This is a genomic window from Cellvibrio sp. ATLC23, assembly GCF_057196725.1.
This window is the reverse complement of sequence record NZ_JBXUOS010000001.1, coordinates 508,568-529,581: the sequence shown is the minus strand read 5'-3', so window position 1 is coordinate 529,581 and position 21,014 is coordinate 508,568. Positions and strand designations below refer to the sequence as shown.

At 47.0% G+C, this 21,014-nt stretch carries 18 protein-coding genes and 1 riboswitch; of the genes, 15 read left to right on the top strand and 3 right to left on the bottom strand.

The window, feature by feature from the left end:
• The first annotated feature begins 61 nt into the window (after positions 1–61).
• Positions 62–1,246 carry an NnrS family protein gene (locus AC2CG4_RS02100; RefSeq protein ID WP_484484676.1) on the top strand — a complete coding sequence of 395 codons (1,185 nt, stop codon included), beginning with the start codon at positions 62–64 and terminating at the stop codon, positions 1,244–1,246.
• Positions 1,247–1,258: 12 nt separating this feature from the next.
• Positions 1,259–1,696: an RrF2 family transcriptional regulator gene (locus tag AC2CG4_RS02095; RefSeq protein WP_484484675.1), complete on the top strand. Its 438-nt coding sequence runs from the start codon at positions 1,259–1,261 to the stop codon at positions 1,694–1,696.
• 19 nt (positions 1,697–1,715) lie between these two features.
• Here the strand turns inward: AC2CG4_RS02095 and AC2CG4_RS02090 are convergent, their stop codons facing one another.
• The gene (locus tag AC2CG4_RS02090; protein ID WP_484484674.1) at positions 1,716–3,587 is read right to left on the bottom strand and encodes a histidine kinase; all 1,872 of its coding nucleotides are present in this window, start codon (positions 3,585–3,587) and stop codon (positions 1,716–1,718) included.
• 142 nt (positions 3,588–3,729) lie between these two features.
• Between AC2CG4_RS02090 and AC2CG4_RS02085 the strand changes: the two genes are divergently transcribed.
• The 6 genes from AC2CG4_RS02085 to AC2CG4_RS02060 all read left to right on the top strand — a co-directional run bounded on the left by AC2CG4_RS02085 (position 3,730) and on the right by AC2CG4_RS02060 (position 12,110).
• A complete protein-coding gene (locus tag AC2CG4_RS02085) occupies positions 3,730–4,221 on the top strand; it encodes a CBS domain-containing protein (protein WP_484484673.1) in 492 nt (163 codons plus the stop codon).
• Positions 4,222–4,559: 338 nt separating this feature from the next.
• Positions 4,560–8,282, top strand: coding sequence for a nitrate reductase subunit alpha (locus AC2CG4_RS02080; RefSeq protein WP_484484672.1), 3,723 nt, complete (start codon positions 4,560–4,562; stop codon positions 8,280–8,282).
• A 66-nt stretch (positions 8,283–8,348) separates the two neighbouring features.
• Positions 8,349–9,884 (top strand): nitrate reductase subunit beta, encoded by a 1,536-nt coding sequence (narH, locus tag AC2CG4_RS02075; protein ID WP_484484671.1) that lies wholly within the window; start codon positions 8,349–8,351, stop codon positions 9,882–9,884.
• A gap of 5 nt (positions 9,885–9,889) precedes the next feature.
• Complete coding sequence (narJ, locus tag AC2CG4_RS02070) at positions 9,890–10,624, top strand: nitrate reductase molybdenum cofactor assembly chaperone (RefSeq protein ID WP_484484670.1); 735 nt, start codon at positions 9,890–9,892, stop codon at positions 10,622–10,624.
• An 11-nt stretch (positions 10,625–10,635) separates the two neighbouring features.
• Positions 10,636–11,325 (top strand): respiratory nitrate reductase subunit gamma, encoded by a 690-nt coding sequence (narI, locus tag AC2CG4_RS02065; RefSeq protein ID WP_484484669.1) that lies wholly within the window; start codon positions 10,636–10,638, stop codon positions 11,323–11,325.
• A 17-nt stretch (positions 11,326–11,342) separates the two neighbouring features.
• Positions 11,343–12,110: a peptidylprolyl isomerase gene (locus tag AC2CG4_RS02060; RefSeq protein WP_484484668.1), complete on the top strand. Its 768-nt coding sequence runs from the start codon at positions 11,343–11,345 to the stop codon at positions 12,108–12,110.
• A 141-nt stretch (positions 12,111–12,251) separates the two neighbouring features.
• Here AC2CG4_RS02060 and AC2CG4_RS02055 read toward each other — a convergent pair whose 3' ends face one another.
• Positions 12,252–12,635, bottom strand: a complete 384-nt coding sequence (locus tag AC2CG4_RS02055; protein WP_484484667.1) for a ribonucleotide reductase subunit alpha — start codon at positions 12,633–12,635, stop codon at positions 12,252–12,254.
• A 221-nt stretch (positions 12,636–12,856) separates the two neighbouring features.
• Here AC2CG4_RS02055 and nrdG point away from each other — a divergent pair, with 221 nt between their 5' ends.
• Entirely contained in the window at positions 12,857–13,324 is a 468-nt protein-coding gene (nrdG, locus tag AC2CG4_RS02050; protein ID WP_062065066.1) for an anaerobic ribonucleoside-triphosphate reductase activating protein, read from the top strand.
• A gap of 37 nt (positions 13,325–13,361) precedes the next feature.
• Positions 13,362–15,206, top strand: a complete 1,845-nt coding sequence (gene nrdD / locus AC2CG4_RS02045) for an anaerobic ribonucleoside-triphosphate reductase (RefSeq protein WP_484484666.1) — start codon at positions 13,362–13,364, stop codon at positions 15,204–15,206.
• 128 nt (positions 15,207–15,334) lie between these two features.
• Here nrdD and ubiT read toward each other — a convergent pair whose 3' ends face one another.
• Positions 15,335–15,850, bottom strand: coding sequence for a ubiquinone anaerobic biosynthesis accessory factor UbiT (ubiT, locus tag AC2CG4_RS02040; RefSeq protein WP_484484665.1), 516 nt, complete (start codon positions 15,848–15,850; stop codon positions 15,335–15,337).
• A gap of 87 nt (positions 15,851–15,937) precedes the next feature.
• On the opposite strand from ubiT, the gene ubiU reads away from it, so the two are divergent.
• The 5 genes from ubiU (at position 15,938) to moaA (ending at position 21,011) form a co-directional block, all read left to right on the top strand.
• Positions 15,938–16,945: a ubiquinone anaerobic biosynthesis protein UbiU gene (gene ubiU / locus AC2CG4_RS02035; protein ID WP_484484664.1), complete on the top strand. Its 1,008-nt coding sequence runs from the start codon at positions 15,938–15,940 to the stop codon at positions 16,943–16,945.
• An 18-nt stretch (positions 16,946–16,963) separates the two neighbouring features.
• Positions 16,964–17,857: a U32 family peptidase gene (locus AC2CG4_RS02030; protein WP_484484663.1), complete on the top strand. Its 894-nt coding sequence runs from the start codon at positions 16,964–16,966 to the stop codon at positions 17,855–17,857.
• Between the two features lie 249 nt (positions 17,858–18,106).
• Positions 18,107–19,363: an MFS transporter gene (locus tag AC2CG4_RS02025; RefSeq protein WP_484484662.1), complete on the top strand. Its 1,257-nt coding sequence runs from the start codon at positions 18,107–18,109 to the stop codon at positions 19,361–19,363.
• A gap of 104 nt (positions 19,364–19,467) precedes the next feature.
• A complete protein-coding gene (locus AC2CG4_RS02020) occupies positions 19,468–19,860 on the top strand; it encodes a putative zinc-binding protein (RefSeq protein ID WP_484484661.1) in 393 nt (130 codons plus the stop codon).
• 56 nt (positions 19,861–19,916) lie between these two features.
• Positions 19,917–20,036, top strand: a riboswitch (molybdenum cofactor riboswitch).
• The gene (gene moaA, locus AC2CG4_RS02015) at positions 20,025–21,011 is read left to right on the top strand and encodes a GTP 3',8-cyclase MoaA (protein WP_484484660.1); all 987 of its coding nucleotides are present in this window, start codon (positions 20,025–20,027) and stop codon (positions 21,009–21,011) included. (Overlaps the previous riboswitch by 12 nt.)
• Positions 21,012–21,014: the final 3 nt, after the last annotated feature.

Below are 21,014 nucleotides of genomic sequence, written 5' to 3'. Positions count from 1 at the left end.
ATACATGTTTAAAGTAAAAGATTTTTCGCTTTGCCGCGCTTTCGCTACCCCAGAGGTTTTCATGAATCATTCTTTCCCAGCGTCCGCACTTCTTGCGCATCCCTTTCGTCCCTTTTTTCTATTAGCAGGATTGTATGGCGTTATTACCCTTGCCGCCTGGATAGGTTTTTTATTTGGTGGCCTATCACTACCCTTTGGCTGGTCGCCGGTACACTGGCACAGCCATGAAATGTTATTTGGTTTGATTCCACTGGCTATCGCTGGTTTTTTATTGACTGCCGTATGCAACTGGACTGGTGCGGCGCCCCTGCACGGCAAAGCACTAGCTGCACTGATTGCACTCTGGTTCGCTGGCCGCGCGGCGATGTGGACTGCAAGCTGGTGGCCGGTAGCTGCAGTGGCCGCCATTGATTTATTATTTATGCCGGTAATGGCCATTTATATGACGCGCGTTTTATTGCAGCACGGCAATACGCGCAATTTGCCCATCGCTGCGATTTTAATCTTACTTAGCCTCGCCAATCTGTTTGTGCATATTGGTTTTATCACAACCGATCCGCTGTGGTTACAGCGCGGCGAATTGATGGCACTGGGCTTAATAACATTGATGATGATTGTTATTGGTGGCCGAATAATTCCGCTCTTTACCGCCAACTGGCTGCGCAATCAAGTCATGCAGACTGATGCAATAAAATCATTTCCTTTGCTAGATCGCGCGGCAATTATTGCCACACTACTGTTAATTTCCATCGATTTTTTCAGCAGTCTACCTTGGTTAACCGGCATTGCCGCGTTAAGTGCCGGTGTACTTAACGCGCTGCGTTTACTCGGCTGGTCGGGTTGGCGCACGGCGCGGGAACCACTGCTATGGATTTTGCACCTGGGTTACGGCTGGATTGTGGTTGCACTCTTGCTCAAGAGCGCTGCAGCCTTTAACCTCATCGCCCCTAGCGCCTGGCAACATGCACTCGGCGTCGGCGCTATGGGCACCCTGATTCTGGGGGTAATGACTCGCGTCGCTCTTGGGCACACTGGTCGCCCGCTCAGCTTGCCGCGCTTTGGTGTAGTGATTTATCTCGCGATTAGCGCAGCCGCATTAGCCCGTGTACTGGCCGCAGTACAATTATTGGATTACCGTACCGGGCTGTTCACCGCCGCGCTCTGTTGGTCGCTCGCTTTTGGCGTATTTACCCTGATTTACTGGCCAATACTCACCCGCCCACGGGCAGATGGCCGCCCCGGATAAAAAGAGAAAGTTATGCATATAACCCGTTATACCGACTACTCCCTGCGTGTACTTATGTACGTTGCCCTCAAGGGCGAAGAAATTTCCACCATTGGTGAGATTGCCGATAGCTACAACATTTCTAAAAATCATTTAATGAAAGTCGTGCAAGAACTTAACGCCAAAGGGTATTTAATTGCCGTGCGAGGGAAAAATGGCGGGCTGCGTTTAAATGGCCGCGCTGAAGATATTAATATCGGCGGCTTGGTGCGCGACACAGAGCAGGACTTTGCCTTAGTAGAATGTTTCACTGGCGCTCAGGGCTGCACCATCACACCTGCATGCCACCTTAAATCCGTTTTTGCAGAAGCCTTGGAAGCGTTTTTCAAAGTGCTCGATCAATATACTCTAGCCGACCTACTGCCCAAACAAAAACAAGCGGCGCTGATTAAATTATTAGGTATTAATTAATTTCAATTTCAGCAAATGATTAGCGCGATTCATTCAATATATCGGATGTGATAATGCCATTCTTTTGCCGAACCTTAATAAAATCAGGCACAAACTCAAAACTAACCAGCACACCGCCATCGGTCTGGTTAGATACCAGCAGCTCACCGCCTAAATGTTTAGCCCGCTCTTTCATAATGGCCAAACCATAATGATTCACTTTTTCCGGTGAGTCCGGCAGGCCGCTGCCGTCATCGGCGATCGTTAAACTGATCGCCTGCTCCGCACTTTGCCACAGCCGTATTGCCAGGTTTTTTCCACCGCTGTGATTGATCGAGTTCTGACTGGCCTCCCGAATAATTTGTAATAAATGAATTTCCTCATTGGGCGTCAGCGGAATATTACTGAGCGCAAAATCAAAGCGAATGTTCATTGAATTTTGTGCACGCAGCTGTTCGATACTGGATTCAAGTGCAACCTTTAAACCGCTACCATCAATTTTCAAGCGGAACGTGGTTAACAATTCGCGCAATTGGCGATAAGCATTATTTAGTCCCTCGCGCAATTCATCGGCCACATCTTCCATAGTGATTTTATCTTCGCGATCAATTGCCCGATTGAGGCGAGTTACTTGAATTTTTAAGTAGGACAGCGCTTGGGCGAGGGAATCATGCAGCTCGCGGGCAATAGCGTTGCGCTCTTGCAGAACCGCCAGGCGACGGGATTGGTCTTCATCGGTTTTTAAACTTATGCCAACCGCCAATTGATCGGTGGTTGATTGGATTAGCTGCTCTTGCCAAGGCAACAATAACTGCTGATCACTGACACGACACACTATCAACCCATAATGTCGCTCATAGCGTGTTAATTGAAAACGATAAATTGCCATTCCACTCGCTTTTTCTACCACACCCCGACTGGATAAACATTTTGAACAATTTTGTTTTTTGCACAGCTCGGAATTAATTTCACTGGCCGGTTTTATTTGCAGATAAGGGCTATTGCCCTCGGTTGTCATCAAACACAACTCCAGATTTTCAACACCAATAGTTTCCCCTAAGTGAGAAATAACAGCATCGTAATTTATTCCCTGTGGATTATGCTCGATAATAATTTTGGCGGTTTCATATAAAAATTGCAGCGAGCGATTGGATTGTTGTAACGCCCTGGTTTTTTCATCTACCTGTTGCTCAAGGTGATCGTAACTATTGGCAATTGAGCGGCTCATAAGATTAAACGTACTGGCAAGCACGCCCAACTCATCTTGATTATGTACCGGTATTTGGTGGCTAAAATCCCCTTGAGAAATGCGCTTGGCCATGGTCGTTAATTGATTCAGTGGCTGCTCAACTTTAACCCTCAATGAATACATCACCAGTACCGAAACCAATAAGGTGGCAAACAGCGCGATAATTTGTACCAGGCGGAAACTGCGAATTTTTTGCTCTGCATCTTGTTGAATGACTTGTACCAGCGCATCCAGTATTTGAACATGCTCATCCAGCAGTGTTTGCAATTGTCGCCCGGCCATCCCACCCTGTTGATGCTTAATCCTATTGAATTCAGGCAATAGGTGTTCCTGCCAATTCCTCACAGCCTGATTATACAAGTCACGGATTTTGGGCTTCTCATGCAAAAAGGGAATAAACACCGGGTTATTCCAGGTGTCATCTATTTTCTGCACTGCATCTAACCACTGCGTCATGTCGGACGAGTCATCCATCGCCAATAAACCCAAACGATAACTTTGCATACGTAAGGAGCCAGCAATATTGATCGCCAAGGAATCGCTTTCAGCGCGCTCCGACAGCCAATAAGAAACTAACATTGTGCTCATGCCTAACACGACGATGCCAGCAAGCGCCGCACTGACGCGCACAATAATAGAAGATTTGGATGCAAGTAAATTCATAAGACTGCTTCATGTAAAAAAGATAAATACCTCTTAATAGGTATTTTTTTAGGTTCATCTAGCCACTCAGAGAAATTGCTAAAAAGTGTTTTTTAGCCGATAAGCTTTATTACCTAGCGCCAATCAAACCACACGAGGCTCAATGATGAATACTACCAATACTAGCGGCTCTTGCGCCAAAGATATTATGAGCAGCACATTATTAACCGCCTATGAGGGCTGGACGATCAGCCGCTTGGCGGATTTTTTTATTAACCGAAAAATTTCCGCCGCGCCGGTCATAGCATCAGACCACGAATTAGTAGGCGTGGTAAGCATAAGCGATGTATTTAAATTTAATAATCTCACCGAGGGCGATAAAAGTAATGCACTGCGCAATCACTATAGGGATAGCTGCGGTCAGGAAATAAATGAAGAGGTGTTGCGCTCCTGGGTGAAGGATGCCGACAAAAACTGCACGGTGCATCAGATAATGACCCATGAAGTAATTGCAATCGACCAGAGCGAATCAATTAAATCAGTCGCACAATTGCTGCTTGAACAACATTTACATCGCGTATTTGTCACCGACAACAATAAAGTAATCGGTGTTATTACTGCTATGGATGTGCTCGCCGCCCTCGCCCCGCATTAATTTTTTTATTCTTATTATCCTGTTTTTTTAAGGCCGCTCCCCACATGGTAGAGCGGCCTTTTTATTGGAGTACTCCTTCTGCACTAGGGTGTATTTTTTTACTTTAACTAGCTTTATAAAAAATACAATAAATGTAATAAATTCATAAGCTTAGCCTAACAAATCAAATACTCACAAAGAGGTAGTTAGCGCCGTTTTTGACACTTTTCCCTCACTGGCAGACAACTCATGAATGGCGCAGTATTCAAGTGTCAACCGTGAACCGAAAGCGCGCCATTAACATAACCACCTTGGGGCTGTAATGGATTGACGCGCACACTTTTAGGAGCTGCCGAAGAATGAGTCATCTACTCGACAAATTACGTTTTTTTAAAAAACGTCAAGAACCCTTTGCTGATGGGCATGGTGCTACCACCAATGAAGATCGCACTTGGGAGCAAGGTTATCGTCAACGCTGGCAGCACGATAAAATTGTGCGCTCAACCCACGGAGTCAATTGCACCGGTTCTTGTAGCTGGAAAATTTACGTGAAAGACGGTTTGATAACTTGGGAAACCCAACAGACAGATTACCCGCGCACACGCCCTGACTTACCAAACCATGAACCGCGCGGCTGCCCTCGAGGCGCCAGTTACTCCTGGTATATTTACAGCGCCAATCGTTTGAAATATCCCAAAGTGCGTCAGGCATTAATTGAACTTTGGCGCGAAGCGCGGCAGGAATATTGCGACCCGGTAGAAGCCTGGGGTTCCATTGTGGAAGATCCCGCACGCGCAAAAAAATATAAATCCCGTCGCGGTCTGGGTGGTTTTGTGCGCGCACACTGGGGCGAAGTAAATGAAATTATTGCCGCCGCAAATGTGTACACCGCTAAAACCTATGGGCCAGATCGCATTAGCGGTTTCTCGCCTATTCCCGCTATGTCGATGGTGTCCTACGCGGCTGGCTCGCGCTACTTGTCATTAATTGGCGGCAACTGTTTAAGTTTTTACGATTGGTATTGCGACTTGCCACCTTCATCACCACAGGTGTGGGGCGAGCAAACCGACGTACCTGAATCTGCCGATTGGTATAACTCCAATTACATTATTGTATGGGGTTCTAACGTTCCACAAACACGTACACCCGATGCGCATTTTTTATCTGAAGTTCGCTATAAGGGAACCAAAACCTGTGTTATTACTTCCGATTATTCAGAGGCATCGAAATTTGGCGACACTTGGCTGGCGCCCAAACAAGGCACCGATGCAGCACTGGGCATGGCGTTTGGTCATGTAATCTTAAAAGAATTTCATATCGATAATCCCAGCACCTATTTCACCAACTATGTAAAACAATATACCGATATGCCCATGCTGGTAATGCTCGAACCACATGGCGAGCATTTAACACAGGGGCGTTTTTTACGCGCAGCAGATTTAGTGGACAATCTCGGGCAGGAAAATAATCCCGACTGGAAAACCATTGCGATTAATTCACAGACACAAGAATTGATCAGCCCCAATGGTTCCATTGGGTACCGCTGGGGGCAAAGTGGCAAGTGGAACCTTGAACAGCGCGACGGAAAAAACGGCGCTGAAACAGATACGCTTTTGTCGTTAAAAAATAATTGTGATGCAATTATTGACGTTGCCTTCCCCTACTTCGGCGGCAATGAACACGAGCACAATTATTTTAAACACACGGACCACAGTGATATTCAATTGCGCAAAGTGCCAGCGCGCAAAGTGCTGCTGGCCAATGGTGAAACCACTTGGGTAGCCAGTGTGTTTGATTTGATGGTTGCACACTACGGTGTAGACAATGGTTTGGGCGATGCCAATGTAGCCAAGAGTTTTGATGAGGACGCCCCCTACACCCCCGCATGGCAAGAAAAAATTACCGGCGTGAAACGCGAAGATGTTATTCGGGTTGCACGTGAGTTTGCGCGCACTGCTGACAAAACCCATGGCCGCTCAATGGTGATTGTGGGCGCCGCACTCAATCACTGGTACAACATGGATATGAATTACCGCAGCCTGATTAATATGCTGATGATGTGCGGCTGTGTTGGCCAAAGTGGCGGCGGTTGGGCACATTATGTCGGTCAGGAAAAACTGCGCCCGCAAAATGGTTGGCTGCCACTTGCGTTTGGTTTGGATTGGCAGCGCCCACCGCGCCAAATGAACGGCACTTCATTTTTCTATAATCATGCCAGCCAGTGGCGCTACGAAAAATTGGATATGAGTGAAGTGGTTTCACCACTCGCCAACAAAGAAAAATGGAGCGGCAGCATTATCGATTTTAATGCACGCGCTGAGCGTATGGGCTGGCTGCCTTCTGCTCCACAATTAAAAACCAATCCACTGAGCATTGTTGCGGCCGCAACTACCGCAGGAAAATCACCCAAGGATTATGTAGTTGAAAAACTCAAAAGCGGTGAAATTGAATTTTCTTGTATCGACCCCGACGCACCGGAAAACTTTCCGCGCAATTTGTTCATCTGGCGCTCTAACTTATTAGGCTCCAGTGGCAAAGGCCACGAATACATGCTCAACCATTTACTCGGCACCAAACACGGCTTGCTCGGCAAAGACTTGGGTACGGATGGCAAAAAACCGGAAGATGTGAAATGGCATCAAGAAGGTGCGGAAGGCAAGGTGGATTTACTAGTCACGCTGGATTTCAGAATGTCCACCACCTGTTTGTATTCCGACATAGTGCTGCCAACCGCAACCTGGTATGAAAAAGACGACATGAATACTTCGGATATGCATCCGTTTATTCATCCACTCACCAAAGCCATTGATCCGGTATGGGAATCGCGCAGTGACTGGGACATTTTTAAAGGTATAGCCAAAAAATTCTCATCACTCTGTGAAGGTCATTTGGGGGTCGAGCAAGATTTTGTTACGCAACCCATGATGCACGATTCACCCGATGAACTCGCTCAACCCTACGGTGTTAAAGCCTGGTGGAAAGGTGAATGTGAAGCCATACCCGGGCTGACCATGCCCAATATGGTGGTGGTAGAACGCGATTACCCCAACACCTATAAACGTTTTACCTCCGTTGGCCCGCTGCTCGAATCACTCGGTAATGGCGGCAAAGGTATTAAGTGGGATACCAAAGAAGAAGTGGAATTCCTCGGTAAATTAAATCGCATTCACCATGAGGAAGGCGCGCACCAAGGTCGCCCGAAAATTGAAACAGCAATTGATGCTTGCGAAGTTATTTTATCGCTCGCACCAGAAACCAATGGGCATGTTGCGGTAAAAGCCTGGGATGCACTTTCAAAAATTACCGGGCGCGACCACACCCATTTAGCCAAACCCAAAGAAGAGGAAAAAATTCGCTTTCACGACATTGTTGCCCAGCCGCGCAAAATTATTTCTGCACCCACCTGGTCAGGTTTGGAAGATGAACATGTGTCCTACAACGCGGGCTATACCAATGTGCATGAATTAATTCCGTGGCGCACCATCACCGGCCGCCAGCAGTTTTATCAGGATCATGAATGGATGCGCGATTTTGGCGAGCAGCTGTGCTGTTATAAACCGCCGGTCAATTTAAAAACCATCGACCCGGTGATGAACCGCACACCAAACGGCAATAAAGAAATTATTTTGAACTGGATCACACCGCATCAGAAGTGGGGCATTCACAGTACCTATAGCGACAACCTGTTAATGCTCACCTTATCGCGCGGTGGCCCGATTGTTTGGATGAGTGAAACAGATGCTAAAGCCGCAGGCATTGAAGACAACGACTGGATCGATATCTTTAATGTGAACGGTGCCATTGCTGCACGTGCTGTGGTATCCCAACGTGTACCGCAAGGCATGGGTATGATGTACCACGCACAGGAACGCATTATTAATATGCCCGGCTCATCGCTCACCAAAACACGTGGCGGCATGCATAACTCTGTAACCCGCGCCGTTATGAAACCCACCCATATGATTGGTGGCTATGCACAACAGGCATACGGGTTCAATTATTACGGCACCGTTGGCTGCAACCGCGATGAATTTGTGGTTGTGAGAAAAATGACAGAAGTGGATTGGTTAGATACACCCTAAACCAAGGCGATCACTGTTAAAAAATCGCCGCTTCTTAAATTATTATTCTCGACCGGAGAAATTAACATGAAAGTTCGTGCCCAGATTGGCATGGTGTTGAACCTGGATAAATGTATCGGTTGCCACACTTGCTCTATTACTTGCAAAAATGTTTGGACCTCTCGCGAAGGCGTTGAGTACGCCTGGTTTAATAACGTAGAAACAAAACCTGGCGTTGGCTTCCCCAAAGAATGGGAAAATCAAGATAAATGGAAAGGCGGCTGGCAGCGCAGTGCCAACGGAAAACTAACCCCGCGCATTGGTGGCAAACTGCGTGTACTCGCCAATATTTTTGCCAACCCGGATCTACCGGAAATTGACGATTATTACGAACCTTTTGATTTTGATTACCAGCACCTGCACACCGCCGGTAATAGCCAGCACCAACCCACCGCGCGCCCGCGCTCGCTCATTACCGGCCAGCGCATGGAAAAAATTAACTGGGGTCCAAACTGGGAAGAAATTCTCGGCACCGAGTTTGCCAAACGCAAAAAAGATAAAAACTTTGACAATGTAGTGCAAACCGAAATTTACGGACAATTTGAAAAAACATTTTTGATGTACCTGCCGCGTTTATGTGAGCACTGCTTAAACCCGGCCTGTGTTGCCTCCTGCCCTTCCGGTGCAATTTACAAACGCGAAGAAGACGGCATTGTGTTAATCGATCAGGATAAATGTCGCGGCTGGCGGATGTGTGTATCTGGCTGCCCTTACAAAAAAATCTATTACAACTGGAAAAGTGGCAAATCAGAAAAATGTACTTTTTGTTATCCGCGCATTGAAGCAGGTCAACCAACCGTTTGTTCAGAAACCTGTGTGGGCCGCATTCGCTATTTAGGCGTGCTGTTATACGATGCAGATCGCATCGCTGAAGCGGCCAGTGTGGCGAGCGAAAAAGATTTGTATCAAGCACAGCTGGATATTTTTCTTGACCCCAACTCACCCGGCGTCATTGCCGCCGCACAAGCCGAAGGTATTCCGCAGGCGTGGATTGACGCTGCACAGCGTTCGCCGGTCTACAAAATGGCGGTTGATTGGCAAGTCGCACTGCCTTTGCACCCTGAATATCGCACCTTGCCAATGGTGTGGTACATACCGCCGCTATCGCCTATTCAAAATGCAGCGCAAGCAGGTCATATCGGCATGAACGGCGAAATTCCCGATTTAAAATCGCTGCGTATTCCGCTGCGTTATCTCGCCAATTTGTTAACTGCAGGCGATGAAAAACCGATTGTGCATGCCCTTGAACGCATGATTGCCATGCGCGCCTATATGCGAAGCAAACATGTAGATGGTGTGCAGGATTTGGCAGTACTGAAACAAGTCGGTCTCGATGTCGCCACGGTTGAAGAAATGTATCGCTATATGGCCATCGCCAATTACGAAGACCGTTTTGTGGTGCCGACCAGCCACCGCGCCTATGCCGAAAATGCCTACGATTTAAAAAGCAGTTGCGGTTTTAGTTTTGGTAATGGCTGCGGCGATGGCAACAATGATGTGAGCTTATTTGGCACTAAAGCCAAAGGGGTTCGCCAAGTCATTCCCGTATCAATTCAGGAGTAATGCATATGAAATTGTTAAGGGTTTTATCACTCCTGTTAGATTATCCGCAAGACAACTCTGCCGAATTGGTGGCTGAGTTGCATGCAACCGTGCAACAGATGGCAATACCGGATCATCTGCAACAATTGCACAGGTTCTTAGATAATTTTTTAGCACACTACAGCCACAGTTCGCTGCTGGATTTGCAATCAGACTATGACGGTTTGTTTGAGCGTGGCCGCGCGCTTTCACTGCATTTATTTGAGCATATCCACGGTGAATCGCGCGATAGAGGGCAAGCGATGGTGAACCTCCAACAACAATACCGGGATGCAGGTCTGGAAATAGGAGTAAAAGAATTACCGGATTATTTACCGCTGTATCTGGAATTCTTATCCACTCAAGGTGAAGAAAATGCACGCATAGGTTTAGAGGAAGTTGCGCCGATTTTAGCGGTATTGGCCTGCCGTCTGGAAAAGCGCGACAACCCCTATGCCGGGCTATTCCACTGCCTGATTTTGCTTTCGGGAGTCGAGGTTAATATCGACGAACTGCACAAACAACTAGAGCAAGAAAAACGTGATGACACACCCGAGGCATTAGATAAGGTCTGGGAGGATGAAGTGGTGAATTTCGGCGCTGAAAAAAATGCCGACAGCTGCAGTAATACAACGGCGCGCCCCACCCCACAACAGAGCCGGGATCATGTCGAATTTCTCAATGTCGATGAATTAGTAAATTTACAAGCCAGTGCGCGGTAATAGGAGCAGTTATGAATTATCTCAACACATTATTATTTGGCCTCTACCCCTATCTGGCATTAATTATTTGTTTTATCGCCAGCTGGATTCGCTACGACCGCGAGCAATACACCTGGAGAGCCAGCTCCAGCCAATTGCTGGAAAGCAAACAACTCAAAACCGGTAGCCGTTTATTTCACGTAGGTATCATCATGGTATTGCTGGGTCATTTTGTCGGGTTATTAACACCCGTTGAAGTTTGGCATGTGCTCGGCATTCACGCGCATCACAAACAATTGATTGCGATGACACTCGGCGGTGTATTTGGTGTTATTTGTTTTATCGGACTGACGATTCTACTGCGTCGTCGTTTATTTAATCCGCGCATTCGCGCCACCAGTAGCACCATGGACATCACAGTATTGCTGTTACTCTACGCACAATTGATTTTGGGGTTGGGTTCGATTTTTATTTCTGCGCAACATACCGACGGCGAAGAAATGTTGTTGTTAATGAGTTGGGCGCAAAACATTGTCACCTTTGATCCTGCGCAAGCGGCAACGGCTATAGCTTCAGTACACTGGATTTATAAACTCCATGTGTTTTTGGGAATGAGTTTATTTGTGGTATTCCCCTTTAGCCGCTTGGTGCATGTATTCAGTGTGCCGGTGCAATACCTGGGGCGCCGCTATCAAATTGTGCGCAAAAAAGCCTGGCATTAATCGCGAAGGAGAACCCTATGATTCAGGTCAACCAAACCACTATTAATGAACAACATATTCTGGCTGAAATGCAATATCATCCGGCGGCTTCGCAGCGCGAAGCTATGATTAAAGCCGCTGAGGCATTAATCATCAGCGAGTTGCTGCGCCAGCGCGCAGCGCAACTTGAACTGCAAGTGGGCGACGATAACGCAGAGGCTTCCGATGAAGATTTTATTGAAGCCTTACTTGCGCAGGAAGTGCAATTGCCAACGGCGGATGAACAGGCCTGCCAGCAATATTATCGCGCTAATGCACAGCGTTTTATGAGTTCACCACTGCTTGAATTGCAGCATATTTTAATTGCTGCAGCACCAGACGATGAAGCTGCGCGTATTACCGCCAAACAAGACGCTGAAGCGCTGTTAATAAAATTGCAGCTGGGGCAAGATTTTGCCCAGCTGGCACAAACCCATTCCGCCTGCCCGTCCAAACATGAGGGCGGCGATTTGGGTGTTATCAGCCGCGGCCAAACAGTGCCAGAGTTTGAACGGCAGTTATTGTTATTGCCTGTGGGTTTACATCACCAACCACTGGAAAGCCGCTATGGTTTTCATATTGTAAAAGTCAATCGCATCACCCCGGGGCAAGCACTGCAATTTGATGATGTCAAAACCAAAATTGCACACTTTTTACAGGAGCGTGTACGCCACAAAGCTATCGCCCAATATATTCAGCAATTGATTAATGATGCAAAGATAGAAGGTTATGATTTTTCTGTGCCTGCATCACCGCTCATACAATAAATTTTAATCATTGATTTGCGGTGCAAGGTGAAATGAAAAAGCCTGGCACCGTTCATACGATGACAGTCTTAGTGGAACCAATACGCGCGCAGATTCCGTTTGATGAATTGGATGATGCGCGCGTCTTCTGGTAAATTCGCGCTACTCGTTGGCCGTTAACGACAAAATATCCCCCTGCTTATCAAATACCAAATACTGCTGAATCATACCGGTATTAATACCTGCAATCATTGCATCAAGGGGTTTGTTGGCATCGCTGCTGCTTGGTGCATCAGCGCCTTTACCGGCAAGGCTGGCAGCAAACACCAGCGACCAAGCCTGACCCGTCTGCGCCGCTTCCGCGATCAGATCATTGAAGCTGGTAATTTCATTCGGCGTTTTATCAACACACATTTTAGGGGTTAGAAAACCGCCCTCCTGTGTATTGTTATTTGCCACCTCATCTACCGCCACAAATACCAACAATAAACGTTGCGCATCTGCTTGCGCCCGTGCAGCTATTAAAAAATCATCAAAATGTTCCATTGGCTTAACCTCGTCTAATTACCCAATCACACAATCTACGCACTCCACCCGAGCGGTTAAATACCCATTAAGGTTTAGCTACCTCCCCGCCAGCCACCTACTCCTTTGTGGGTAGCAGCGCCCAAGGCTTGATGTAGATCAAATATTTAAGCCAGCTCACAGACTAGCCTTGCACCACATATAGATACAAACTAAAAAATGAATACTAGATATGGTGTTTTATGAAATTCTTACGTTTTGTGAACGAACAGATTGTGTGGCAGGAAGTGCCCGGTGAAACCTCACTGGCTTACACCATTACTGGCTGCCCCCTGCGCTGCAAAGGCTGTCATAGCAGCGAATACCGCAACCCCAAGTTAGGGGAGCCACTCTACAAAGACTATTTTCAGAGCCGTTTGGACGAGTATCGCGGGCTCATTAGTTGCGTCGTTTTTTTTGGCGGGGAATGGCTTCCCGCACTTTTACAGCCCCTGCTTGAACAAGCGCAACGCGCCAACTTACACACCTGCCTCTACAGCGGTTTTGATTTGATTCCCAATTGTTTATTACCGCACTTGACCTATGTAAAAACCGGCGCTTGGACTGCAGCGCGCGGCGGTTTGGACAACCCTAATACCAATCAGCGCTTCATCGATTTACGCACCAATGAATTATTGAATTACAAATTTCACGCCACTGCCAATTGTTAATTACACGTTAGTCATCATCTATCACGAGGAGTTTTTTATGCTGCGCCTGAACCCTGCTCAACTCGATGAAAAATTAAATTTTATTCAGCATTATTTAGCGGCAGAAAATGCCGCTGACGGTTCCACCATGGACGCCAATGCCAATGTCACGCAAAAAAATATTGCCACATTGGAGGCGGAGTTAATGAAGGATTTTTTTGTGCAGGTTAATCGCGCGCAAGTCAGCCGGAAAATTTCCGAATTGTTTGGCGATAAAATGGCAACTGAATATATTCGCCAAATTGAACAACATGAAATTTATGTGCACGATGAAACCAGCCTAAAACCCTATTGTGCATCGCTCACCATGTATCCATTTTTATTGGATGGGTTGACCAAGCTGGGCGGGGAATCCCGCGCGCCACAGCACCTGGAATCTTTTTGCGGCACATTTGTGAATTTTGTTTTTGCAGTAAGTTCGCAATTTGCCGGTGCTATAGCAACCGTCGAATTCCTTACCTACTTTGACTATTTTGCGCGCAAAGACTATGGCGACAATTACCTCACCACCCACACCAAACAAATTGCCAACCACTTGCAACATGTTGTTTATGCCCTGAATCAACCGGCGGCAGCGCGTGGTTATCAAAGTGTGTTCTGGAACATTTCTATTTATGACCAACACTATTTTGATTCGATGTTTGGCGAATTTGTATTCCCGGATTTCACCAAGCCCGAATGGAATAGTGTTGCGCAACTGCAAGATTTTTTCCTGCACTGGTTTAATGCCGAGCGCAGCAAAACCTTACTGACCTTCCCGGTGGTGACCGTTGCCATGTTAACCGAAGATGGTCAGTGTAAAGATCAGGCCTTTGCTGCCGCTATAGGTTCACATCTCGCGCAAGGCAGTGCGTTTTTTATGTATCTCTCTGACAATGCCGATTCGCTCGCCTCTTGCTGCCGCCTGCGCAATGAAATTAGCGACCACACATTTTCTTACACCCTCGGTGCTGGCGGTGTCGCCACCGGTTCAATTAATGTCATCACCCTTAATATGAACCGTTTGGTGCAAGACAAACGCGACCTCCTCACCGAAGTGAAAAAAATTCACTGTTACCAGGTCGCATATCGCCAATTAATGGAAGATTATTTAGCCGCTGGCATGCTAAACGTGTACTCCGCAGGTTTTATTAGCCTTAACAAACAATTCCTCACCATCGGCATTAACGGCATGGCGGAGGCCGCTGAGTCACAAGGCATAAAAGTCAGCAATAACAAAGAGTATATTGCCTTTGTCCAAAATCATTTAAAGGTGATTTACAACGCAAACAAAGCGGCCAAAGCAGAATTCGGATATTTATTTAATACCGAATTTGTTCCCGCCGAAAATTTGGGAATTAAAAATGCAAAATGGGATAAGGCCGATGGCTATGAAGTGAAACGCGACTGTTATAACTCGTATTTTTATATAGTAGAAGATGAAGCGACCAACCCGCTTGATAAGTTTATTTTGCATGGCCGCGAGTTGATTGATTATCTCGATGGCGGCTCGGCACTGCATTTAAATCTGGACGAAGCATTAAGTGCAGATGCCTATCTAAACCTGATTAATATCGCCGCTAAAACCGGCTGCAACTACTTCTGCATCAACGTAAAAATCACAATCTGTAATCAGTGCCAGCAGATTGATAAACGCACCCTGCACCACTGCTCCGCCTGCGGTTCAGGCGATGTGGACTATGGCACTCGCGTAATTGGTTATTTGAAACGTATTTCGTCATTCAGTGCAGGGCGGCGCAAAGAGCACAAATTGCGTCACTACCATGTGAAAAAAGCGCGCACCAGTTCGGCAAATAGTGCGCAATATCAAGCTGTGCGATATAAATCAACCGCTACGGCCTAGGATAATTAATTCGCCTAGTAAAATCCGCTTAACCTGTTAACAGCACTTTTTCACCACCAATATTGCTGAAATCTCCTCAGCACTTTCTGCACCCGGTTCCCCTAGCCGGTGTGCAGTTTTTTGCACAGCTATTTTCGGTTACGCGCAATAATCCCGGCAATTTGTTGTATCACCCTAGCGATACGCGGGGGCAATTGGGCATTTAACTCAATACTGGCCAATAAGTTTTTAATCCCCAAACCCAATTCAGTATCACCATTCATTTCCAGCCGCCGCTGAAAAAACAACATGTCCGGATCAAGCTGTTGTGTTGCAATCAGTAGCAGATCATAACTGTTTGCACTAAAACGTAGATCCGGTTCCGCCACTGCATCTGTCACCACCAACTTATGGCGGTGATAGCGAATTCCAAATTGCACATCTATATCCTTCACACAAATATGCAGTAATTTATTGCAAAAAAAATCCAATTCACCCGCAGCAATAGCCTCGCGCAGGGCATAGTTAAGGCTGCGCGCCAAGGCTACTTGCTGCAGCCGATCTGGCACCCGTCGCGCCGCCCAATTCATTGCACTTGGCAGGCGTGGAATCATCGCCTGTGCGAGCGCATCTACCCCCTGACTTACCCTTTGTTGGTATAACATTTTTGCACCTCATGATTGACAATAGAGCAATGCAAAACATCATGACAAGTCAACCGCAGGCTGGCTATTAACCATTGGAGGTAGACGATGGAATTGTTATGCCCGGCAGGCAATATTCCTGCACTTAAGGCCGCCATTGAAAATGGTGCGGATGCGGTTTACCTGGGGTTGCGCAACAAAACTAACGCGCGCCATTTTGCCGGCTTGAATTTGGATGCGCTCAAACTAAAAGAGGCAACACACTATGCACATCAACACCAATGCAAGGTGCATCTGGCAATTAATACTTTTGCCCACCCGGATACCTGGCAGCATTGGAGCAGCGCAGTAGATGAGGCGATTGCCTGCGGAGTTGATGCATTAATTATTGCCGATATGAGCATTCTGCAATATGCCGCCGAACGCTATCCAGAAGCAGAGCTGCATTTATCTGTGCAAGCATCCGCAACTAACGCAGCCGCCATCGATTTTTATACGCAGCAATTTAATGTGCAGCGGGTGGTATTGCCCCGTGTATTGTCTATCGCGCAAGTAAAAAATTTGGCGCGTTCCTGCACCACACCGCTGGAGGTATTTGCCTTTGGCAGCCTCTGCATTATGGCGGAAGGACGCTGTTATTTAAGTTCCTATTTGACCGGGCAATCGCCCAATACATTTGGCGCCTGCTCACCGGCTGAATTTGTGCGCTGGGAAGACCGCAACGGTGTATTGGATTCGCGCTTGAACAATGTGTTGATTGATCGTTTTGGCGCGCAAGAAACGGCGGGCTATCCCACACTGTGCAAAGGCCGCTTCGCACTCGCCGATGAAACCGACACTCCGCCTTACCATGCACTGGAAGAACCCACCAGCTTAAACACAATGGAATTATTGCCAGAATTATTAGCGCTGGGAATTCGCTCTTTAAAAATCGAGGGGCGCCAACGCAGCGCCGCTTATGTCGCGCAGGTTACCCGTGCATGGCGTGCGGCGATTGATTGCTGCCACGCCGATCCTGAAAAATTTTTAGTAAAAGCGGAATGGCAAGCTGCGCTCGCACAACTGGCTGAAGGTAGCCAAACTACACTGGGCGCCTATGAACGGCAGTGGCGATAACAATAAAAGGTTGCGATTATGAAATTTTCACTCGGCCCTATTTTATATTTTTGGGATAAAAATAGCGTATTGGATTTTTATCGCACTGCAGCTGAATCCCCGGTGGATATTATTTATTTAGGTGAAACTGTGTGCCCCAAGCGGCGCGAGTTGAGATTGGAAGATTACCTCACCATCGCCCACCAACTACGCGAAGCCGGTAAAGAAATTGTGCTCTCCAGCATGACCCTGCTGGAATCGCCCGCCGATTTACGCGAACTAAACCGCTATTGCGACAATGGCGAATTTTTAATTGAAGCCAATGATGTAGGTGCGGTGGGTTTATTAAATGAACGCGGGCTGCCATTTGTAGCAGGCAATACACTGAACTGTTACAACCAGCACAGTGTGCGCTACCTAATGAAAATGGGCATGCAGCGCTGGGTAATTCCAGTGGAATTGCCGCTGCGCTGGATCAATGCCATGTTGGACAGCAGCGAAATAAACGATGTGCGCGAATGTTTTACAACCGAGTTATTTGCCTTTGGCCATTTACCGCTTGCGTGGTCGGCGCGCTGTTTTACCGCGCGCGCAGAGGGAAAACCAAAAGACCAATGCGATTTATGCTGCAATAAATATCCAGCGGGGCGCACTGTAACCAGTCAGGAAGGCGAAATATTATTTACCTTGAATGGTATTCAAACCCAGTCCGGTTATCGCCACAATCTTATTAATGATTTACCAACGCTGCACAATAGCGTGGATATTATTCGCTTAAGCCCACAGCCCCAAGACACCTTTGTCTGGCTCGAACGTTTTCAACAACAAGCGAAAAATCCAACCCTGTTTCCGCTACAAAAACCTGACTGCAATGGTTTTTGGCACGAACAAGCGGGCAAAGAATTAATCATCGCCAGCAGCGGAGAACATTAACGGAACAAGCGATTCCCTGGTATTGGCCGATGACTAATCACGCAAATGGGTGCGCAGCGAAATCATATTAGGCTTATCCGTAACAACTTTCTTATCACGATAAACCCGCCATTTTTAATTACCTCATTGTGGGTAGCGCCTACCTATTCAAACCACCGCGCAACCATAACAAGCCTAGTAAACTGCTATTGAAGAGCACCACTTAATGATACTCACACTGCAATTTATTGGCATCGCTAGGAGATAGTTATGGAAAAAAGTGAATACAAAGCCTGGTCGGTGGTTATCGCCAGTACGTTTTCATTTACCATTTGTTTTATGATTTGGATGATGTTTGCGGTTATCGGCATTCCCATCAAAGAAATGCTCGGGCTCAATGAAACGGAATTTGGTTTATTAATTGCTATGCCGGTATTGACCGGTTCTTTAATCCGATTGCCCATGGGTATGTGGACCGATCGCTTTGGCGGCAGAATTGTATTTTTAATATTAATGCTCGCCACTGTACTACCAATCTGGCTAATTTCTTACGCAACAGTTTACTGGCAATTTTTAGTACTGAGTTTATTTGTGGGAGTCGCCGGCGGTTCATTTACCGTTGGTATTGCCTATTGCGCACGCTGGTTTAAAAAAGAGCGTCAAGGTTTGGCGATGGGAATTTTTGGCGCGGGCAATACCGGTGCTGCAGTGACCAAATTGGTGGCACCATTAATTGTAGTTGCCTATGGCTGGACAATGGTACCCAAAGTCTATGCCGTGTTAATGCTGATTACCGCCATGCTATTTTGGTTTTTTAGCTTTACCGATAAATCCCACAGCGCAACCAGTAAAGTCACCATTAAACAACAGCTCATGGTATTAAAAGATCCCCGCGTATGGCGCTACAGCCAGTATTACTCCATTGTATTTGGCGGCTATGTGGCGCTCTCACTATGGATGACAAAATACTACATCACCGAATATGGTTTTGATTTAAAAACAGCGGCACTGCTGGCAGTTGCATTTAGTTTACCCGGCGGCATGTTGCGCGCACTGGGCGGCTACTTCTCCGATAAGTTTGGTGCTCACACAGTCACTTGGTGGGTACTTTGGGTGTCACTTGTCTGTTTATTTTTTCTCTCTTATCCACCCACTGAAATTGTCATCACCACAATCAACGGCCCGACAAGTTTTCACCTTGGTCTGGGCGCGACCAGTTTCACCATTATTATGTTTGCCATGGGCATAGCCTTCGCAGTCGGCAAGGCTTCGGTATTTAAATATATTGCTGATGACTACCCACAAAATATTGGTGTAGTGTCTGGTATTGTCGGGCTCGCAGGTGGTTTAGGTGGGTTTATTTTGCCAATCATATTTGGTGCGTTGGTCGATTTTACCGGCGTGCGCTCATCTGCATTTATGTTCATGTTCGGCATTATTTGGACATCATTGATGTGGATGTACTTTACCGAAGTTCGCCCAGTGCACGCCGAACAAGAAATACAACGCAATCTGCAGCAAAATTAATGCTATTCAAGAGGGCTTGATGCAGATCAAGCGCAACAGGCCCGTCATTTTTATACTGATTACAGTTTATTTTTACCATCGTATAAACGTATCAGGACACAATCATGACCAAAAAAAATGCCGACTTACCATTAGTCTATTCCTGCTCAGGTTGTTCAAATGTGGCGCAGCTGGCTAATGATGTTGCCGTTGTACTCGACCGCGAAGGGCATGCACAAATGTCTTGTATTGCGGGCGTAGGCGGCAATATCAAAGGGTTAGTCAAAATCGCAAAATCCGGGCGCCCTATTCTCGCCATTGATGGCTGCAGAATAGCTTGTGTGAAAAAGGTATTGGGAAACCATGAGATTACACCCCGCTGGCATTTGGAACTAAGTAGTTTGGGCTTGAAAAAAATTGAACACCAGAGCTGTTCTGTTGGCGACATGCATAAAGCCTTGAGCAGCGCACATCAATTATTAGCTTCAACAAAAAGCGACCTACCTACAAAGGGGTAATCGCACACCCATTTACGGCAATAACACCAACAGCGTAAACCCGCTAGTATAAATCTCACTAGAAACAACGCCGAGCTTCATGACCTAACGTCATCCCGACTATGGCATTAAGCCAATGGGTCTGTTTAGAAATGAACAGGCCTCCCGGATTGGAAAGGTGTTTTATGTTGATTGAACCACCCTTGACGGACAGGTTTGCACGCGCCTTTGGTTACCTGCGCCTATCGCTCACCGAAAAATGTAATTTCAGTTGCAGTTATTGCCTGCCCGACGGCAGTGAATGCCGCTCTATGAATGGCGATTTAAATCCCACTGAAATTCGCCGCCTAGTCACCGGGTTTGCATTGTTAGGCACCCAAAAAATTCGCCTCACCGGCGGTGAACCCAGTTTGCGCCGCGATCTATGCGAGATAATAGCTATCTGCAAAAGTGTTGCGGGAATTACCTCTGTAGCACTCACAACCAATGGCTTCCGCTTGGAAAAAGATGTCGCCAGTTGGCGCGCCGCCGGTTTGGATGCACTTAATGTCAGCGTCGATAGTTTGCGCCCGGAAATGTTCCAATTAATCACCGGCAGCGGAAAATTGCGCAGCATTTTAACCGGGCTGGATCAGGCTCAGGCGCTCGCTTTTAAACAAGTTAAAATCAACACAGTATTACTGCGTGAACAAAATGCCAGTGAGCTGGATGATTTTCTCGCGTTTATTAAAACGCGCAAGCTGACGCTGCGTTTTATTGAATTAATGCGCACCGGCGACAATGCCGATTTTTTTGCGCGCCAACATTTAAGTGGCGAAAGTATTCAGCAGCGTTTGTTAGCCGAAGGCTGGACACAAAAAATTCGCAGCGCCAATGCAGGCCCCGCCAAAGAATTTATCCACCCGGATTATGCCGGCGCCATTGGGCTGATCATGCCCTACAGCAAAAATTTTTGCGCGGATTGCAATCGCCTACGGGTATCCAGCAAGGCAGAGCTGTATTTATGTCTATTCGCCGAACAACATCAATCCATGCGCGCACTATTACAAAGTGATGATCCGCAACCACTAATGCATTTTTTGCGCGCCGCACTGCAACATAAAACCGCCAGTCACGATTTACACCAACAGGTCACTGGCTCAACCCGCCACCTGGCCATGATTGGCGGCTGAACC

What these genes read in the sequence shown, in the direction of transcription:
- AC2CG4_RS02025 (WP_484484662.1), top strand. Translation starts at nt 18,107, where the DNA reads ATGGAAAAAAGTGAATACAAAGCCTGGTCGGTGGTTATCGCCAGTACG.
- AC2CG4_RS02095 (WP_484484675.1), top strand. Translation starts at nt 1,259, where the DNA reads ATGCATATAACCCGTTATACCGACTACTCCCTGCGTGTACTTATGTAC.
- ubiT (WP_484484665.1), bottom strand. Translation starts at nt 15,850, where the DNA reads ATGTTATACCAACAAAGGGTAAGTCAGGGGGTAGATGCGCTCGCACAG.
- narJ (WP_484484670.1), top strand. Translation starts at nt 9,890, where the DNA reads ATGAAATTGTTAAGGGTTTTATCACTCCTGTTAGATTATCCGCAAGAC.
- nrdD (WP_484484666.1), top strand. Translation starts at nt 13,362, where the DNA reads ATGCTGCGCCTGAACCCTGCTCAACTCGATGAAAAATTAAATTTTATT.
- AC2CG4_RS02060 (WP_484484668.1), top strand. Translation starts at nt 11,343, where the DNA reads ATGATTCAGGTCAACCAAACCACTATTAATGAACAACATATTCTGGCT.
- AC2CG4_RS02080 (WP_484484672.1), top strand. Translation starts at nt 4,560, where the DNA reads ATGAGTCATCTACTCGACAAATTACGTTTTTTTAAAAAACGTCAAGAA.
- ubiU (WP_484484664.1), top strand. Translation starts at nt 15,938, where the DNA reads ATGGAATTGTTATGCCCGGCAGGCAATATTCCTGCACTTAAGGCCGCC.
- AC2CG4_RS02020 (WP_484484661.1), top strand. Translation starts at nt 19,468, where the DNA reads ATGACCAAAAAAAATGCCGACTTACCATTAGTCTATTCCTGCTCAGGT.
- AC2CG4_RS02100 (WP_484484676.1), top strand. Translation starts at nt 62, where the DNA reads ATGAATCATTCTTTCCCAGCGTCCGCACTTCTTGCGCATCCCTTTCGT.
- AC2CG4_RS02090 (WP_484484674.1), bottom strand. Translation starts at nt 3,587, where the DNA reads ATGAATTTACTTGCATCCAAATCTTCTATTATTGTGCGCGTCAGTGCG.
- nrdG (WP_062065066.1), top strand. Translation starts at nt 12,857, where the DNA reads ATGAAATTCTTACGTTTTGTGAACGAACAGATTGTGTGGCAGGAAGTG.
- AC2CG4_RS02055 (WP_484484667.1), bottom strand. Translation starts at nt 12,635, where the DNA reads ATGGAACATTTTGATGATTTTTTAATAGCTGCACGGGCGCAAGCAGAT.
- AC2CG4_RS02085 (WP_484484673.1), top strand. Translation starts at nt 3,730, where the DNA reads ATGATGAATACTACCAATACTAGCGGCTCTTGCGCCAAAGATATTATG.
- AC2CG4_RS02030 (WP_484484663.1), top strand. Translation starts at nt 16,964, where the DNA reads ATGAAATTTTCACTCGGCCCTATTTTATATTTTTGGGATAAAAATAGC.
- moaA (WP_484484660.1), top strand. Translation starts at nt 20,025, where the DNA reads ATGTTGATTGAACCACCCTTGACGGACAGGTTTGCACGCGCCTTTGGT.
- narH (WP_484484671.1), top strand. Translation starts at nt 8,349, where the DNA reads ATGAAAGTTCGTGCCCAGATTGGCATGGTGTTGAACCTGGATAAATGT.
- narI (WP_484484669.1), top strand. Translation starts at nt 10,636, where the DNA reads ATGAATTATCTCAACACATTATTATTTGGCCTCTACCCCTATCTGGCA.